The organism is Photorhabdus sp. S10-54, from assembly GCF_963878145.1.
GTDB classification, from domain to species: Bacteria; Pseudomonadota; Gammaproteobacteria; order Enterobacterales; family Enterobacteriaceae; genus Photorhabdus; species Photorhabdus kayaii.
Genome location: NZ_CAWNXG010000003.1, coordinates 1 through 18,598 on the forward strand (window position 1 = coordinate 1; position 18,598 = coordinate 18,598).

Below are 18,598 nucleotides of genomic sequence, written 5' to 3' on the forward strand. Positions count from 1 at the left end.
TTATTTTGTGACAACATTGTATAAAAAACAGATTAATATTAATCATTTAATAACCAATACTAATAATTTCAAATTAATTTCATTTTTTGTGTTAATTATGTGATATACATCACATTTATGATGTTTTATTTCAGGATGAAATCACTGGAAAAGTGATGATTATCGTAAATTGGTGATGAAATATTATCTTTTTTGATGAGGTTAGATGGTAACTTTTAGCTCAGTTGGCAGAAAAGTAAGACGCGGTATACCCTTATCGTTAAGCTCAATAGCAAACAGCATCAGAAGTCGTGCAAGCCGCCGTGAAAGTGTTATACGGGTTAAAACAAACGGTTAGGATTATCACATTCAACAACAGTTTGGTGTTTGCAGAGCATGAACTCATCAGTGAAAAATTAGAGGCACAAATTTACTTTTATCACACCTCTACTCACCTCAGGAAAAGAGGGGATCAATGGATTAATCAGGCAATACTTTCCAAAGGAACCAAACTGAATAAAGTCTCTGAGCAGGAAATAAATTTTGTGGTAAACCGATTAAGTAATCGCTCCCGAAAAACTAGGGGGTAAAACACCCAATGAATTATTTAAAGGAATGCGGATATGTTTACTTCCAGAGTAACGATATTGTACTTATTATATGAATATGCCAATTATTTTAAAATATATTAATTCTATTTTTACATGGAAATAATATATTTTTTTATTGTATTAATAAAGGTGTTAATAATGATTGGATATAAATGGATAGGTTATGTTTATAACGACATGTGATATTTCTATAATTATTGATTGTTATATTTGAATGTTTTCATATAATATAAAATCAAATTATATCTGATAAATATATTATGTTTTTATCTTATAATATAGATAAAATGAGAGTAGTTATGTAAGTCAATTACTGGCTTTATAGTGATATTGTAAATTAAGCATTGTCAATTATACTAGGTATTAGTATAGTAAGTTTGATTAAATTGTTTGAATAACCTATCGTTGGGTTTTATTATTTAATAATATATTTATCTCTACCTTTAAAAATATGTTGTACAGCAAGGGATAATATTCGTATGTGAATATTGCAAGACAATAAATATGATAGAGATATAATCATTTCATGTTGAAAAATTAACTGTCAGTAGAGGAGGGGTAATTTGTGATCTGCTTATAAAAATGTGACGATATAATGGCTTTTCATTATTTTATTGATGTACGTCAATGCTATTGTTACCTGTACCGTTTAATAGAAGCGTGACTTCAACAAAATTAATGGATAAGCTATGTCGTTAAAAATAACTGTACTACTGGAAAATAAAACATCTGATTCATATTTGATAGCTAAGCCTGGTTTGAGTCTTTTACTTGAAGATGGTGAAGAGAAGATAATTTTTGATACCGGCCCGGATGGTAGCTATATTGAGAATGCAAACAGGATGGGGATATCTATTGATGATATATCCAAAATTGTTATCTCTCATGGACATTCTGACCATATAGGTGGTGTTAATTATTTTCCCCATAATGCTAAATTAATATGTCATCCTGATGCATTAAATGAGAAATATTATGGTGTTATGTTCAGGAAAATGGCGTTAAAATTTAAAAAAATGTCGGGTAAAATTAATAAACGAGTTAAGAAGAGAGTTTTATTTCGTTTAACGAAATCGCATATGAAGATAAGTGAGCGATTTATTTTTTCAGGGGAAATAGCAAATGATCATCGAAAATCCTTTGGGTTAATTAGAAAGAGCTCTTGGGCCAATGATTATATATTGGATGATAGTGCGTTAATTTGGAAAAGCGATAATGGATTGGTGATTATCGTTGGCTGTGGTCATTCTGGTATTTGTGAAATTATTAACCACGCTAAAATGATTACCGGTGTGGATAAAGTATTCGCAGTAATAGGCGGATTGCATTTAAGGAGAGCGTTACCGACGGAGTTATTGAAGATCAGAGAATTTTTCATAAAAGAAAATATAAAAGAGGTCTATGGATGTCATTGTACTGGTAGCTGGGGAAGACTTTGGTTACCAAATGTCAAACAGCTAAAAACAGGACAGGTATTATTAGTCGAGTAACATAATGAAAGTCGTTGAGAAAATGGATGTTCATCAGGTTATTACCCCATTTGCGACAGCGTTGGGGTTAGCGTTTTTTTCTGTTTTAAATAATTGGGATTATAATAACGATAGGTTAATGTTTTTATTGCTATACCCGTCATCTTTCAAGTTGCCTCTTTGTTGGCTGCACTCACTCACCCCGGTCACATAGTTATTTATGCTCCCGGGGATTCGCTCCCTTGCCGTCGCGATGCATCTTGAAATCCATAGGGTATATAATCCTATTGCCGTATTTTTTAGGAAAAATAATAGTATATTGAAGATGACTGTATTTAATCTAATAATGATATTGATAACCGGTACGATAATGATAATTTCCTGTTTATTCAACTTGTTTTAATGATCGATTTTATATTGTTTTACTGCTTGTAAATTATCAAGCGGATGGTGCAGTAAAGGTCTATCTTCGGTCACTGAGAGAAATGACGAAAATTCGTTTTACAAGATATATGGAGTTCTTAATGAAAAATTGAATCGATAAATTTAGATTTACTTATCGTTTCTGTGATGTTTAATTCATTAAAATAACAGGCTATTATATGAACTTAATGTCTTTACGTTGCTTATATAAATAGGCGGTATAATAAGTTGATCATAGGTATATAGTTGATTCTATCTGTTTGATTTAAATTTAATATATTGATTTATACCCAATGGATTTCAAGATGTTTCGCGACGGCAAGGGAGCGAATCCCCGGGAGCATAGGTAACTATGTGACCGGGGTGAGTGAGTGCAGCCAACAAAGAGGCAACTTGAAAGATAATGGGTACATAGAGTTATTCATTAAATCCTGCCACCAGTTGGCCGGAGTTAAGACAGGGGTTATGATTATGAATCAAGGTCAATTCTGGCAACGGCCAAGAAGAAACAAACGTTATTTGGCGGTGATTTTAGCGTCTTTGCTGATGCTTTCTGGTTGTGACCAATCTGATAGCACTGATAATAAGCAAGCTGCCCAACCGCAGTCCACGGAAATTCAAAGCGAAAAAGCACCTCAACAATCAAATACTCCACCAAAATCAGTAAAACCGAAAGATGCAGCCTCACTGGCTGAATTAGTAAAACGTTATGCCGGTAAACCAGTGAAGATTCTGGATGCCTCGGAAGTTCAGCTTGATGGCGCTAGTGCAATGGTGGTGACATTTTCTGTTCCTTTAGATCCGAATCAGGATTTTGCGCAGAATGTCCGTTTGGTGGATGTCAAAGAGGGCAAACTTGATGGGGCGTGGGAACTGTCAGATAACATGATGGAACTGCGCTTGCGCCATTTGCCGCCCTCCCGTAAGTTGCAATTGACCGTAGATAAAGATGTTAAAGGTATCAATGATCGTCAACTCGAAACGGCTTATGAGAAAACGCTGACAACCGCGACGATTTCTCCGTCTGTCGGTTTTGCCAGCAAAGGCTCTTTGTTACCCAGTAAAGTTGCTGAAGGTTTGCCAGTATTGGCTCTGAATGTTAATCGTGTTGATGTTAATTTTTTCAGGATAAAAGAGGCGGCATTACCGGCTTTTATTGCACAGTGGCAATATCGCAATAATATGAATTCTTGGGAATCTGAAGAGATGCTCAAAGATGCGGAACTGGTTTATACCGGCCGTTTCGATCTGAATCCAACACTGAATACCCGCGAAAAATTACTGTTGCCATTAAGTAATATTAAAGATTTACAGCAAGATGGTGTTTATCTGGCGGTGATGCAACAAGCGGGTAAATACACAGACACCAATCCAGCAACAATGTTTACCTTAAGTGATATAGGTGTTTCTGTGCACAGCTATTTGGATAAGATGGATGTGTTTACCCAATCTTTGGCGCAAGGTAGCAGCCTGAAAGGGGTGGAAATACGGCTGTTGGATGATAAAGGGCTATTATTGTCAAAGGCAACAACGGACGATGATGGACACGTCAGCTTAGAAAAAAATGTAAAAGCGAAACTATTGCTTGCTACTCATGATCACCAAACCAGTATGATTGATTTGGTATCACCGGCGCTGGATCTGTCTGAATTTGATATCTCTGGCCCACAAGGGTATAGCAAACAATTTTTTGTTTTTGGACCTCGTGATCTCTATCGCCCGGGTGAAACGTTGATTGTCAATGGCCTGTTGCGTGATGGTGATGGCCGCGCAATGAAAAGTCAGCCAGTTAAAGTGGATGTACTGAAAACCGATGGTCAGGTTGTTCGTAGTTTTGTCTGGCAACCCGAAAATGGGTTGTATCAGTATCGTTATGCGATCCCCCAGTCAGCGGCTACTGGGCTCTGGTCGCTACGTTTTGATTTGGGCGATAACAAACCCCGTTATTACAAGTTTAATGTCGAAGATTTTATGCCGGAGCGCATGGCTCTGGAAATTAGTAGTGAGTCGCAACCCGTGATGAAAGACCACGATGTGGATTTCGCGATTAAAGGCCGTTATCTATATGGAGCGCCTGCCGCATATAATCGCTTGCAAGGGCAATTATTTCTGCGTCCAGCTCGGGATGCGGTAGCAAAATTGCCTGGCTATGAGTTTGGTGCGGTTACAGAAGACAATCTTAGTCGCACATTGGATGAGTTTGACTTGGTTTTAGGTAATGAGGGTAAAGCCGTAATTAATGTCAGTGCCGACAACTGGAGTTCGGTCTCTTCGCCAGTAAACGTCATTGTACAGGCAGGTTTGCTTGAATCTGGTGGCCGCCCGGTAACTCGTCGAGTTGAACAGGCCGTTTGGCCGGCAGAAAAGCTGGTTGGTATCCGTCCGTTGTTTAATCAGAAAGAGATTTATGACTATCGCGTAGGGCGTTACCAAAGTCGTTACAATGTGGATGAAAATTCACTGGCGCAATTTGCGGTGGTGTATGCCGATGCCAATGGAAAAAAATATGCTGCGAAAGATTTAACTGCCCGCTTGGTTTATGAACGCCGCGACTATTATTGGCGTTGGTCGGATAGCGAAGGTTGGCAATCAGGCTATGACCAGAAAGATTTGGTGATGGCGGATGAACATATCCAAATTGCTCAAGATGGTACGGCAAAGGTCAGTTTTCCGGTTGATTGGGGGGCGTACCGTATTGAAGTGGTTAATCCAGAAAATCAATTAGTGACCAGCGTTAATTTCTGGGCGGGTTACTCATGGCAGGACAATACCGGTGGTACAGGGGCTGTTCGTCCTGATCAGGTGAAGTTATCTCTGGATAAACCCGCTTATCAGGTAGGTGAGAAGATAAAACTGCATATGGTCGCGCCACAGGCCGGTAAAGGTTATCTGTTGGTGGAATCCAGTGAAGGGCCACTTTGGTGGCAAAAAATTGATGTGCCAGAACAAGGTTTGGATGTGGAAGTGCCGGTAAATAAAGAGTGGCATCGTCATGACCTTTATTTAACCGCTGTGGTGGTGCGTCCAGAGGATAAATCTCGTCAGGTGACACCGAAACGTGCCATTGGTGTGTTGCACCTGCCGTTGGTTGATGAAAATCGTAAGCTGGATTTGACATTATCCGCACCGGAAAAGATGCGTCCGAATCAGAATTTGACCGTTAAAATCAAGGCGACGCCACAACAAGGGCGGAAATTACCCAAGCAGGTTAATGTGCTGCTTTCTGCTGTCGATACGGGGGTGCTGAATGTCACGAATTTTAAAACTCCCGACCCCTATGAGGCCTTCTTTGGTCGTAAGCGTTACAGTGTCGATCAATATGATGTGTATGGTCAGTTGATTGAAGGTGAAGGCCGTCTGGCGAATCTGCGTTTTGGTGGTGATGGTGATGATAGCGCCCTTGATCGTGGCGGCAGAAAGCCACTAACCGAAGTTAAGATTATCGCTGAACAAGCACAGCCAGTGACGCTGGATGAAAGTGGCGAAGGGCAGATCGTTTTGCCAATCCCTGATTTCAATGGTGAATTGAGGTTGATGGTTCAAGCGTGGAGTGAAGATGAGTTCGGCCACGGTGAAAGTAAAGTTGTCATTGCTGCGCCGGTGGTTGCACAGATGGCATTACCTCGCTTTATGGCAGGTGGTGATAGCGCATTGTTGTCGTTAGATTTGACTAACTTAACTGAACAGACGCAAAACTTGACCTTGAACTTTGCGGCTAATGACCTGATTAAGTTGGAGGGGGATATTAGCAAAGAGATAACATTGGAAAAAGGCAAACGCACCACAGTAGAGATTCCGGTCACAGCGGATTTGGGGGTTGGTCAAGGAGAGGTTTCCTTGACGATTGATGGTCTGAATTTACCCGGTGAAAATCTGAAACCGTATAAAAATAGTTGGAAGATTGGTGTGCGTCAGGCACAGCCAGCGGAAACTGTTTTGTTCGCTAATGTTATTCATCCGGGAGAGGAGTGGCAGTTGCCGTTAAATACCTTATCGGGTTTATCACCAGAAGGAGCCGAGGGGCAGTTGTTACTGAGCAGCCGTCCACCGTTACAGATTTCACGCTATATTCGTGAATTGTACGCCTACCCATATGGCTGTCTTGAACAGACAATCAGTGGGCTTTATCCGTCACTCTATTCGAACAAATCAGAGCTGAATAGTTTGGGTATCATGGCGGAAGATGATAATAAACGCCGGGCAAGTATTGATGAGGGAATTATTCATCTGTTGAGTATGCAGCGTCATGACGGTAGCTTTGCTTTATGGGATAAAACCGGTGATGAAGAATATTGGTTAACGGCCTATGCCGCCGATTTTCTATTCCGTGCAAGTCAACGAGGTTACAGCGTACCTAAAGAGGTGTTGACTTCTGCCAATAACCGTCTGTTACGTTATTTACAGGATAAGAGTGTTATTAACTATCCCTATAGCCAGAATCAGGAAGCAATGCGATTCTCGGTTCAGTCTTATGCTGGTCTGGTGCTTGCCAATCAACAGAAAGCGCCATTGGGCGCTCTGAGACAAGTTTATGAACGCCGTCAGCAAGCAGGCAATGGCTTGTCACTGGTACAACTGGGAGTCGCACTGAAATTGATGGGGGATAACACCCGAGCAGATGAAGCGGTTCGTTTGGGGATCAGTAAAAACCGTCATGATGATGTAGATTTAGGTGATTACGGCAGTGACATCCGTGACAACGCAATGATTGTTGCTCTGTTGACTGAAAATAATATGCTAATAAAGGAACGTGATGAGAAATTGCTGGCTCTGTCTGATGAATTGACATCTCGCAATTATTTCTCAACTCAGGAGAGTAATTCACTCTACTTGGCGGGACGTTTCTTTATTGATACATCAGTGCAGCCGTGGAAAGCGGTGATTAATCAGCGGACTTCACCAATAAGTAGGGATAAGTCCTATAGTGAGATGTTGTATCCACAGGATATTCAGCAAGGTGTGAGTATCAGTAACCTTGGTGACAGCACGCTCTATTCACGAGTAAATGTGGTGGCCTACCCGCTGCGCTCTCCGAAACCTTACGCTAATGTGCTGAAAATTCAGCGTAGCTATCTGGATATGAAGGGTAATTCGGTTTCCATTGACCATCTGAAAAGCGGTGAAATGGTGGTTGTGAAGCTGGTGGTAAGCTCAGATAAATCCGTACAGGATGCTTTGGTTGTTGATTTATTGCCCGCCGGCTTGGAGCTGGAAAACCAGAACTTGGCTAACAGCAGTGCCAAGTTGAGTGAGAGTGCCGCTAATCTTCAGGAGTTGATTGGCGATATGCAACAGGCGACGATTCATCATATTGAATATCGTGATGATCGATATGTGGCGGCAGTCGCGGTTGATCCGTCTCAGCCAGTGACGTTGCTCTATCTGGCACGTGCTGTAACTCCGGGTGTTTACACCATTCCTGCACCACAGGTTGAATCTATGTATGTGCCTTACTGGCGTGCAGTCGGTTCTACACCTGAAAAACTGGAAGTTGTCCGCTAAATTTGTCAGCCCTTATGCTCTGGTGTAAGGGCTGATTTCTCTCTTGGTGTTCATAGATGAAGAAAACGCATCGCCTTATGTGGCTGATTGTACTGTTGTTGTTTTTGCTCCCGGCGGGTTTATGGCTGGCAGATAAAATTTGGCCTCTGCCACTGCGTGAAGTCAAAATGGCGCGTATTGTCGTGAGTGAGGATGGTACGCCGCTTTGGCGTTTTGCCGATGATGAAGGCGTTTGGCGTTATCCGGTAACATTGGATCAAGTATCACCGGAATATATTCAGGCATTGCTGACTTATGAAGATCGCTGGTTCTATAAACACCCGGGGATTAACCCGATTTCTCTGGTCAGGGCTGCCTGGCAAGATATACGAGCCGGTAAGATTTTGTCCGGTGGTAGTACGCTGTCAATGCAGGTCGCTCGGTTGATTGATCCCCATTCACGCACTTTCGGCGGGAAGCTGAAACAGATCTGGCGTACTTTGCAGCTTGAATGGCACTATTCCAAAAATGAAATTCTGGAGATGTATCTGAACCGCGCGCCGTTTGGTGGCACATTACAAGGTGTCGGTGCGGCGAGTTGGGCATATTTGGCTAAACCGCCCTCTGAACTCTCAGCGGGAGAAGCGGCTTTACTGGCTGTTCTGCCACAGGCTCCTAGCCGTTTAAGGCCAGATCGCTATCCTGAACGGGCACAGGCTGCTCGCGATAAGGTGTTGCAACGGTTGGCGCACTATAAAATCTGGCCGGAACAGACGATTGCTGATATTCGGCAAGAAACGTTGTGGTTGGCTCCTCGGCAGGTGCCACAGCTTGCCCCTTTGCTTGCCAGACGAATGGCGAAAGGTACTCGTCAGGAGATCATCAAAACAACCCTTGATGTGGGATTACAGCGTCAGCTTGAAGATATGGCGGTGAATTGGAAGTACCAGTTACCAGAAAAAACTTCGATTGGCGTGTTAGTGGTTGATCATACAGACATGGCGGTAAAAGCCTATATCGGCTCGCTGGATCTACGGGATGATAGCCGTTTTGGTCATGTCGATATGATAAGTTCATGGCGTTCGCCGGGATCAACCTTGAAGCCATTTTTGTATGCCATGGCGCTGGATGATGGGTTAATTCATGGGGAATCACTGTTACAGGATGTGCCTCGCCGCTTTGATTATTATCGCCCCGGAAATTTTGACAGTGGCTTTCATGGGCCGGTCAGTGCCAGTGAGGCGTTGGTTCGTTCACTGAATTTACCCGCTGTGCAACTGCTTGAAGCCTATGGCGCCAAGCGGTTTACCGCCAATATGCGTAATGTGGGAACCGTATTGCGTTTTCCTCCCGGCAGTGAACCCAATTTATCATTGATTCTTGGTGGTACGGCAACCCGGATGGATCAACTGGTGGCGGCTTACACGGCGTTTGCCCGTCAGGGGAAGGTTTCCCCCTTGAGATTCACTCCGCAGCAGAAATTGCGTGATCGGCAACTTTTTTCCCCCGGCGCTGCATGGATAGTGAGGCGAATTATGGCTGGAGAAGCTCTGCCGCAACCTGATGATGTTTTGCCGGCACAAGTGCCGCTGGCTTGGAAAACCGGTACCAGCTATGGCTACCGTGATGCTTGGGCCATTGGCTTAAATGCGCGTTATACCATTGGTGTTTGGGTTGGTCGGCCGGATGGCACGCCAGTTGTCGGGCAGTTCGGCTATGCTACGGCGGTTCCCATCATGAATCAGGTCAATAATCTGTTGTTCGCCAATATGCGAAATGGGGCTAAACGGATTCCTGTTGATCCGCGTCCAGCAAGTGTGAGTCGGGCAATTATCTGTTGGCCGGGAGGGCAGAGTTTACCGAAGGGAGAGGATAATTGCCGTCAGCGGCGTCTGAGCTGGATACTGAATAACACGATTCCGCCTACGCTGCCTGCGGTGGGGCAAGAGGCTATTTCAGGCATCAATGAACAGGTGTGGTTGGATAAAAACGGTTTGCGCGTGGCTCCTGATTGTCCCGGCGCTCGGGCTAAAAATATCGCTTTATGGCCGATTACCCTCGAATCATGGTTACCAACACAAGAGCGGCGGGCACAGCGTCTGCCGCCGGTTAATCCTCGATGTCCACCGTTGAAATCAGATGAAGCGCCCTTGTTGATCGTGGGGATTCGTAACGGAGATGTATTGAAACGGCTTCCTGGTTTTGGCAGCCTTGATTTACGTGTTACCACTCAGGGCGGTAGTGGTGGGCAACAATGGTGGTTTCTGAATGGAGAACAGGTAATGACCACAGAAAATAATCGGGGATTTGTTCAGACATTGACTCAGCTGGGTAAATATCAGCTTAGTGTTTTGGATTTGGGCGGGCAAATTGATTCTGTCAATTTTACCTTGAAGTAAACGATTCAGGTAAAAGTGTGATTTGTACGAAAAAATGGTAATTTTCGCTAAGGAAAATTTAATGGAATGTTATGTTTTCTGTAGGCAACTGCTATTCATGCCCCTATAATCAACGCCGTTTTTATCTCCGCTAAGGTTGCGGAATGAGTATTAACCGATTAACTTATCGGGAAAAATTAAAATTATCAGTTGCTGCAAGAAGAACCAAGAGGTTATCTATGACGGTTGAACGTACTTTTTCTATTGTTAAGCCTAACGCTGTGAAGAAAAATGCCATCGGGGCTATTTATGCTCGTTTTGAAAGTGCTGGGTTTAGAATTATTGCCGCGAAAATGCTTCACCTGACCCGTGAACAGGCTGAGGGCTTCTATGCGGAGCACAAAGGCCGCCCTTTCTTTGATGGTTTGGTGGAATTTATGACTTCTGGTCCGATTATGGTTCAGGTGTTGGAAGGCGAGAATGCAGTACAGCGTCACCGTGATCTGATGGGGGCAACTAATCCTGATAATGCATTGGCAGGTACTCTGCGCGCTGATTATGCAGATAGCTTCACTGAAAACGCGGTTCACGGCTCTGATGCGGTTGAATCTGCAAACCGTGAAATTGCGTATTTCTTCACAGAAGATGAAATTTGCCCACGTTAATTGATTTGCGTTACCCGTAGCATCATTGCATTAAAGTTTGTACAATGCGGCGCCCCGCTGTTAATTCAACGGGGCGCTTATTATTTGTTACTATACTAAACTGATAGTGACCTGAATTGAAACTTCGCGTTGAGTTCATTAACGCAGAGCCGAAAGTGTTACAACGAGGCGATATAAAAAGATGTCCCAACCAAATACTGCGGCACAATTTGCTGCTTCTGTCGTGTCTGAAACTCCAGAAAAGAAAGGCGGTAAAATTAACCTGCTTGATCTGAATCGCAAGCAAATGCGCCAGTTTTTCATTGACATGGGAGAAAAACCATTCCGTGCTGATCAAGTGATGAAATGGATATATCACTACTGTTATGACGATTTTGAGCAGATGACAGATATTAACAAAATTCTGCGAGCAAAATTGCAACAAGTTGCAGAGATCCGTGCACCTGAAGTCGCAGAAGAGCAACGTTCGGCCGATGGTACGATTAAATGGGCGATCACTGTTGGCGATCAGCAGGTTGAAACGGTTTATATCCCGGAAGATGATCGCGCAACTTTGTGTGTCTCTTCTCAGGTAGGTTGTGCACTGGAGTGTAAATTCTGTTCCACTGCTCAGCAAGGGTTTAACCGTAATTTGCGGGTTTCTGAAATTATTGGTCAAGTTTGGCGTGCCGCAAAAATTATTGGTTCACTGAAATCCAGTGGTCGTCGCCCGATTACCAATGTGGTGATGATGGGGATGGGAGAACCGCTGCTTAACCTAAATAACGTGGTGCCTGCCATGGAAATCATGATGGATGATTTTGGTTTCGGTTTGTCAAAGCGCCGTGTGACGTTATCCACATCTGGTGTAGTGCCAGCACTGGATAAACTTGGCGATATGATTGATGTTGCTTTGGCAATTTCCCTGCATGCACCGACAGATGATGTACGGGATGACATCGTTCCTATCAACCGTAAATATAATATCGAGCAGTTCCTTGCAGGTGTGCGCCGCTATTTGACTAAATCTAATGCTAATCAGGGGCGTGTGACGGTGGAATATGTCATGCTGGATCATATTAATGACAGCGTGGAACAGGCACATCAATTAGCTGAATGCTTGAAAGACACACCGAGTAAGATCAATCTGATCCCATGGAACCCGTTTCCGGGGGCGCCATATGGCCGCAGTTCCAACAGCCGGATTGATCGCTTTGCTAAAGTGTTGATGGGATATGGTTTCACCACTATTGTCCGCAAGACTCGCGGTGATGATATCGATGCCGCATGTGGTCAACTTGCCGGTGATGTAATTGATCGTACCAAACGTACATTGAAAAAACGTCAGGCCGGTGAACCTATTCAGATAAGAGCAGTCTGAATGGGAATGTTGGTATGTCCTGTCATGCAGTAACTGAAATGCATAAGTGAAATGATCGTTACAATGACATATCTTTGGTCGGTGGGGATGGAATGATAAGGAAATCGTTATCGGGAATGATGGTGGTTGCTATGTTGTTGGTAGGATGTTCCAATCAACCAACAAACGGCAATCAACAGCGAAAAGTCGCAGCAGAAACCCGGATTCAACTGGGAATGGCCTATCTGGCTAAAGGTAATTTACCTGCCGCCAGATATCACTTTGATAAGGTTTTACTGGCAAAGCCAGACCATTATCAGGCTCAATTAGGTATGGCGTTGTATGAGCAATATTCTGGTCAGCCGGAAGCCGCTCGTCAACGTTACAAAATGGCGATGCAGTACGCGCCAGGAAATGATACGGTATTGTATCATTACAGCGTTTTTCTCTGTGAGCAGGGGCAGTATGAAGAAGTCAAGACTCTGTTTACTGGGAGCCATGCTGACAGGCGTGTTTGTTATCAGTGATTTGCCGCTAGTAAAATAGCAAATCTATTTCGCCGCGCAGGCCATTGTGTAATTTAAAGATTATAGCAAGGCGCCGGCGCGAAGTTTTTCACAACCTGAACAGTACCGCGTCTTCTTGCTAATGAATACAGAAACGACTCCAGAACAAGCTTATTTAACCGCCGGCCAGCTCCTGCGTCAGGCTCGTGAACAGCACGGGCTAACCCAGCAGACTGTAGCTGATCGCTTGTGTTTAAAACTTTCTACAATACGTGATATTGAAGAGGACAATATTCCGGCCACTATGGTACCGACTTTCCTGCGTGGTTATGTTCGCTCTTATGCTAAGTTGGTACAAATTCCAGAAGCAGAAATTCTGGCAATTCTGGATAAGCATACCCCGGCAAAAACAGCGAAAGTTTCACCGATGCAGAGTTTTTCGTTGGGTAAAAAACGGAAAAAACGCGAAAGTTGGTTGATGTGGATTACGTGGTTGATTATTTTAGTCGTAATTAGTTTGACGGGAGCATGGTGGTGGCAAAATCACATAGCTCAACAGAAGGAATTGATTTCGATGGCTGATCATTCTGCGGCTAAGGTTGCTCAGAAAAAAGCCAGTTCAGAGGATTTACCCACTGAAAATCATGATCAGGTGACACAGTTACCAACCCGCGAACAGGCAACAAGTGAGCCATCATCATCTGCCGCTGTAACCGAAAATGCAGTGGCAGCGAATAATACTGGTGGTCTTGATGGTCATAGTGAGGAAGTGGCCCAATCTGCGGCATCAACGCAAAATCAAGTGGTGAAAACACCTGAAACTCAATTAGCAGGTAACGGGCCACAAACTCAGACTGCTCCATTGTCAGCCAATCAAGGGACAGCTCAAGTACCGAGTGTGTCTGAAAATAATTCAACGGCAGTCGCTGACAGTAATAATCTGATGATGAATTTTAAAGCATCCTGTTGGTTGCAAGTTGTTGATGCAAAAGGAAAGAAATTATTTAGTGGAACTAAACATAAAGGTGACCATCTGAGTCTCTCTGGCTCATTACCTTATGAGTTAACTATCGGTGTTCCGGCTGTTGTGGATGTACGGTTCCGCGGGCAACCTGTTGATTTAAGCCGCTTTATTAAAGAGAGTCGTATCGCGCGTCTTAAAGTACCGGCAGCATAATGAAAGGCCTGTTACAGTAGGGCATAGTTGTAATTTTATCAGTAAGCACATGGAAGTCTGGGAGAAACACCAGTATGCATAATGAATCGCCGATAAAAAGACGCAAATCTACGCGTATTTATGTAGGCAATGTGCCTGTCGGGGATGGTGCGCCCATTTCGGTGCAGTCAATGACAAACACACGTACTACAGATGTGGAAGCGACTGTTAAACAGATTAAATCGCTTGAGCGTGTTGGCGTTGATATTGTTCGCGTATCAATACCAACGATGGACGCCGCGGAAGCATTTAAGTTGATTAAGCAGCAAGCGAGTGTTCCTTTGGTTGCAGATATCCATTTTGATTACCGTATCGCGCTTAAAGTTGCAGAGTATGGTGTCGATTGTCTGCGGATTAACCCTGGAAATATCGGTAATGAAGCACGTATCCGTGAGGTTGTGGCTTCTGCCCGTGATAAAAATATCCCAATCCGCATTGGTGTAAATGGCGGATCATTGGAAAAGGATCTTCAGGAAAAATATGGTGAGCCCACCCCAGGAGCGTTGGTGGAATCGGCTATGCGCCATGTGGATATTCTTGATAGGCTTAATTTTGATCAGTTTAAAATCAGTGTAAAAGCGTCAGATGTCTTTCTGGCGGTTGGTGCCTATCGCTTGTTAGCTCAGAAGATTGATCAGCCATTGCATCTTGGTATTACTGAGGCGGGTGGCGCGCGTGCAGGTTCTGTAAAATCTGCCATTGGCTTGGGTATCCTCCTGTCAGAAGGTATCGGTGATACCATGCGTATTTCTTTGGCTGCCGATCCTGTCGAAGAAGTTAAAGTGGGTTTTGACATTCTGAAAGCATTACGTATTCGTTCCCGTGGTATAAATTTTATCGCTTGTCCAACCTGTTCCCGTCAGGAATTTGATGTTATTGGCACAGTTAATGCTTTGGAACAACGTTTGGAAGATTTACTCACACCGATGGATGTTTCTATTATTGGTTGTGTGGTTAACGGACCCGGCGAGGCGGAGGTTTCTACTTTGGGTGTCACCGGCGCCAGAACGAAAAGTGGTTTTTATGAAGATGGGATACGGCAGAAAGTGCGTCTCGATAATGCTGATATGATCGATCAGCTTGAGGCGAAGATCCGTGCTAAAGCATCAATGCTCGATGAAAATATGCGCATTGGCATAAGTCAACTGGACAAATAATGTATCTGATACTGGCTCATCGTGATGATGAGCCAGCGTTGTTTTGTTTGTTAATTGAAGCTCGCCGGTATTCGCTTCTATACCCTATGGATTTCGAGATGCATCGCGACGGCAAGGGAGCGAATCCCCGGGAGCATAGGTAACTATGTGACCGGGGTGAGCGAGTGCAGCCAACAAAGAGGCAACTTGAAAGATAACGGGTATATAATCAACATCATTTTTGAATCATTAACTAGAGATAAAACGTGGCAAAAAATATCCAAGCTATTCGAGGCATGAATGACTACTTGCCGGCAGATACGGTTATCTGGCAGCGTATCGAAACTATTTTGAAACGAGTACTGGCGGGTTATGGTTATAGCGAGATCCGCACACCGATTGTAGAGCAGACCCCGTTATTTAGACGGGCTATTGGGGAAGTCACTGATGTGGTTGAAAAGGAGATGTATACCTTTGATGATCGCAATGGTGAAAGTGTGACCCTACGCCCTGAAAATACCGCGGGTTGTGTGCGTGCCGGTATTGAACATGGTCTGCTGTACAATCAGGAACAGCGCGTATGGTATTTAGGGCCAATGTTCCGTTATGAACGTCCACAAAAAGGCCGTTACCGCCAATTTTATCAATTAGGTGCTGAAGTTTTTGGTCTTCAAGGGCCTGATATTGATGCCGAACTTATTTTATTGACTGCTCGCTGGTGGCGTGAACTCGGTATTTTTGAGCATGTGACGCTTGAACTGAATTCCATTGGTTCGTTGGCGGCACGCGCCAATTACCGCGAAGCGTTGGTGGCTTTTCTTGAGCAGCACAAAGATAAGCTGGATGAAGATTGCAAACGCCGTATGTACAGTAATCCATTACGTGTTCTGGATTCAAAAAATCCAGAGGTTCAGCAACTTCTTAATGATGCGCCGGAACTGTTTGATTATCTTGATGCCGAATCAAAGGAACATTTTGATAGCCTGTGTGCACTTCTTGATGGGGCGGGTATCAAGTATCGGATTAATCAGCGTTTGGTTCGTGGCTTGGATTATTATAACCGCACAGTATTTGAATGGGTGACAACGGCACTCGGGGCTCAAGGGACGGTCTGTGCCGGTGGTCGGTACGATGGGCTGGTTGAGCAACTGGGGGGCCGACCAACGCCTGCTGTGGGTTTTGCCATGGGGATGGAGCGTCTGATTTTGCTGGTGCAAGAAATTAATCCAGCATTTGTCGCGGAGCGGTCAGTTGCAGATGTTTATCTCGCTTCTTTTAGTGAAGGTAGTCAGCAAGCGGCATTGATTTTGGCTGAACAGGTACGTGATACGTTGCCCCAATTGCGTTTAATGATGAACCACGGGGGAGGGAACTTTAAGAAGCAACTGGGGCGTGCGGATAAACAAGGCGCCAAAATTGCGCTGATCCTCGGTGAGGATGAAATTCGTTCTGGTCAGGTAGCCATTAAAGATTTACGTACAGGTGAACAACAAACGTTGCCGCAAAGCGAAATTGCTGCTCGTTTGGTTGAACTGTTAGGTTAAGGAGAGACTCTGTGGAAGTCTATACCAATGAAAACGAACAGGTAGACGTGATTCGTCGCTTTTTTGCCAATAATGGTAAAGCCTTGGTTTTTGGGCTGGTGTTGGGTGCCGGGGCGCTGATTGGCTGGCGTTACTGGCAATCTCATCAGACAAATCAGTTGCAGGAAAGTGCAGAAGCTTTTGAACGAGTAGATCAAGGATTAATTACCAGTACAAAAGAGAGTCATGCTGCTGCCGAAAAATTTGCCAGTGAAATTAATGACAGTTATGGCGTGATGACGCATATGCATTTGGCTCAACTTGCTGTTGAAAAGAATGAATTAACTAAAGCAGATCAATTTTTATCTGCGGCTACCGATCAGGTAAAAAATGAGGATTTGCTGTCTCTGGTGAATATTCGCCTAGCTAGGGTTCAATTGGCGGAAGATAAAGCGGATGCCGCGCTGAAAACGTTGGAACAGGTTAAAGGTTCCGGTTGGGTTGCCGTTGCAGAGGATATCCGCGGTGATGCCCTGTTGAAAAAAGGTGATATTGCCGGTGCCCGTGCAGCGTATACCAAAGGTTTGAGCTCAAATTCACCACAGGCGATCAAATCGATGTTAAATCTTAAATTGAATAACTTATCCAGCTAAGGGGAATTCTTTCAATGCAACTGCGTAAAACACTCTTGGTTGGTTTAGTGGCTTCCGTTCTGTTAGCCGGTTGTTCAAGTGAGCAAGACACAGTAACGATGTCACCATTGCCACAGGTCGAAAATCAATTTAATCCAAGCGAAGTTTGGGATAAATCTGTAGGTGATGGTGTAGGCCGTTATTATTCTCATTTGACACCAACCTGGCAGGGCTCTGCTGTTTATGTTGCTGATCGTCATGGCATCGTTAAGGCGTTGGACATTGATAGTGGTAAAGAGATATGGTCGGTGAATCTGGCGGAAAAAGCGGGTTTCCTCTCTTCTCGTATACCTGCATTGCTCTCTGGTGGTCTGACCGTTGCTGGGGATCATCTATATGTAGGTACTGAACGTGCCAAAGTTATTGCATTGAATACCAAAGACGGGCAAGTTGCCTGGCAATCCGACGTTGCCGGTGAAGCGTTGTCGCGTCCTGTGGTGAGTGATGGTCTGGTGCTGATTCATACCAGTAATGGGATGTTGCAGGCATTAAGTGAGTCAGATGGTAAAGTGCAATGGTCCGTTAATTTGGATTCACCGTCATTATCATTGCGTGGTGAATCGGCGCCTGCCGTGGCTTACGGTGCTGCCATCGTAGGTGGGGATAATGGTCGTGTCAACGCCGTCTTGATTTCTCAGGGGCAGTTGATTTGGCAACAACGTATTTCTCAGGTAACCAGTTCTACAGAAATCGGTCGTCTTAATGATGTTGATACGACACCAGTTATTTCTGAGGGCGTGATATATGCAATAGCTTATAACGGTAATCTGGTGGCGCTTGATATGCGTTCAGGTCAGATCCTCTGGAAGCGTGATTTGGGTTCAGTGAACGAAATGGTTGTTTCTGGTGATAATATTTATATTGTTGACCAAAATGATCGTGTTATGGGTCTGCGTCAAAGTGATGGTGTCACTTTGTGGACTCAGACAAAATTGCAACACCGTAATTTAACCGCGCCTGAAATGTATAATGGTTATCTGGTTGTTGGTGACAGTGAAGGTTATCTGCACTGGCTGAATATGGATGATGGTAAGTTTGTTGCTCAACATAAAGTTGATAGTTCCGGTTTAATGAGCCGTCCGGTTGTCGCCAGTGACAAATTGATGGTGCAGGCGAAAGACGGTACGGTTTATCTGTTTACCCGTTGAGTTGTGCTTACTGTCTGTGTTGACCGGAAATA

11 protein-coding genes and 1 pseudogene are annotated in these 18,598 nt (G+C 44.1%); all 12 read left to right on the forward strand.

The annotated features are described in order from the left end of the window. Positions 1 to 237: 237 nt before the first annotated feature. Positions 238 to 621, forward strand: a pseudogene (locus AACQ83_RS02265) (IS30 family transposase); the annotation flags it as partial. A gap of 658 nt (positions 622 to 1,279) precedes the next feature. Further along, the gene (locus tag AACQ83_RS02270) at positions 1,280 to 2,080 is read left to right on the forward strand and encodes an MBL fold metallo-hydrolase (protein ID WP_112876252.1); all 801 of its coding nucleotides are present in this window, start codon (positions 1,280 to 1,282) and stop codon (positions 2,078 to 2,080) included. 873 nt (positions 2,081 to 2,953) lie between these two features. Next, positions 2,954 to 7,984 (forward strand): alpha-2-macroglobulin family protein, encoded by a 5,031-nt coding sequence (locus tag AACQ83_RS02275; protein ID WP_112876251.1) that lies wholly within the window; start codon positions 2,954 to 2,956, stop codon positions 7,982 to 7,984. Positions 7,985 to 8,040: 56 nt separating this feature from the next. After that, positions 8,041 to 10,362 carry a peptidoglycan glycosyltransferase PbpC gene (pbpC, locus tag AACQ83_RS02280; RefSeq protein WP_112876250.1) on the forward strand — a complete coding sequence of 774 codons (2,322 nt, stop codon included), beginning with the start codon at positions 8,041 to 8,043 and terminating at the stop codon, positions 10,360 to 10,362. 218 nt (positions 10,363 to 10,580) lie between these two features. Beyond that, on the forward strand, positions 10,581 to 11,006 hold the full coding sequence (gene ndk / locus AACQ83_RS02285) for a nucleoside-diphosphate kinase (RefSeq protein WP_112876258.1): 426 nt from the start codon (positions 10,581 to 10,583) through the stop codon (positions 11,004 to 11,006). Positions 11,007 to 11,187: 181 nt separating this feature from the next. Then, the gene (locus tag AACQ83_RS02290; protein ID WP_112876249.1) at positions 11,188 to 12,366 is read left to right on the forward strand and encodes a bifunctional tRNA (adenosine(37)-C2)-methyltransferase TrmG/ribosomal RNA large subunit methyltransferase RlmN; all 1,179 of its coding nucleotides are present in this window, start codon (positions 11,188 to 11,190) and stop codon (positions 12,364 to 12,366) included. Between the two features lie 92 nt (positions 12,367 to 12,458). Continuing rightward, positions 12,459 to 12,872: a tetratricopeptide repeat protein gene (locus AACQ83_RS02295; RefSeq protein WP_240000678.1), complete on the forward strand. Its 414-nt coding sequence runs from the start codon at positions 12,459 to 12,461 to the stop codon at positions 12,870 to 12,872. A gap of 121 nt (positions 12,873 to 12,993) precedes the next feature. Continuing rightward, positions 12,994 to 14,028 (forward strand): cytoskeleton protein RodZ, encoded by a 1,035-nt coding sequence (gene rodZ, locus AACQ83_RS02300; protein WP_112876247.1) that lies wholly within the window; start codon positions 12,994 to 12,996, stop codon positions 14,026 to 14,028. 74 nt (positions 14,029 to 14,102) lie between these two features. Further along, positions 14,103 to 15,224: a flavodoxin-dependent (E)-4-hydroxy-3-methylbut-2-enyl-diphosphate synthase gene (gene ispG / locus AACQ83_RS02305; RefSeq protein WP_112876246.1), complete on the forward strand. Its 1,122-nt coding sequence runs from the start codon at positions 14,103 to 14,105 to the stop codon at positions 15,222 to 15,224. 245 nt (positions 15,225 to 15,469) lie between these two features. Next, positions 15,470 to 16,747: a histidine--tRNA ligase gene (gene hisS / locus AACQ83_RS02310; RefSeq protein ID WP_112876245.1), complete on the forward strand. Its 1,278-nt coding sequence runs from the start codon at positions 15,470 to 15,472 to the stop codon at positions 16,745 to 16,747. Positions 16,748 to 16,758: 11 nt separating this feature from the next. Continuing rightward, positions 16,759 to 17,379, forward strand: coding sequence for a YfgM family protein (locus AACQ83_RS02315; RefSeq protein ID WP_112876244.1), 621 nt, complete (start codon positions 16,759 to 16,761; stop codon positions 17,377 to 17,379). Positions 17,380 to 17,393: 14 nt separating this feature from the next. Then, a complete protein-coding gene (gene bamB, locus AACQ83_RS02320; RefSeq protein ID WP_112876243.1) occupies positions 17,394 to 18,566 on the forward strand; it encodes an outer membrane protein assembly factor BamB in 1,173 nt (390 codons plus the stop codon). Positions 18,567 to 18,598 lie beyond the last annotated feature (32 nt).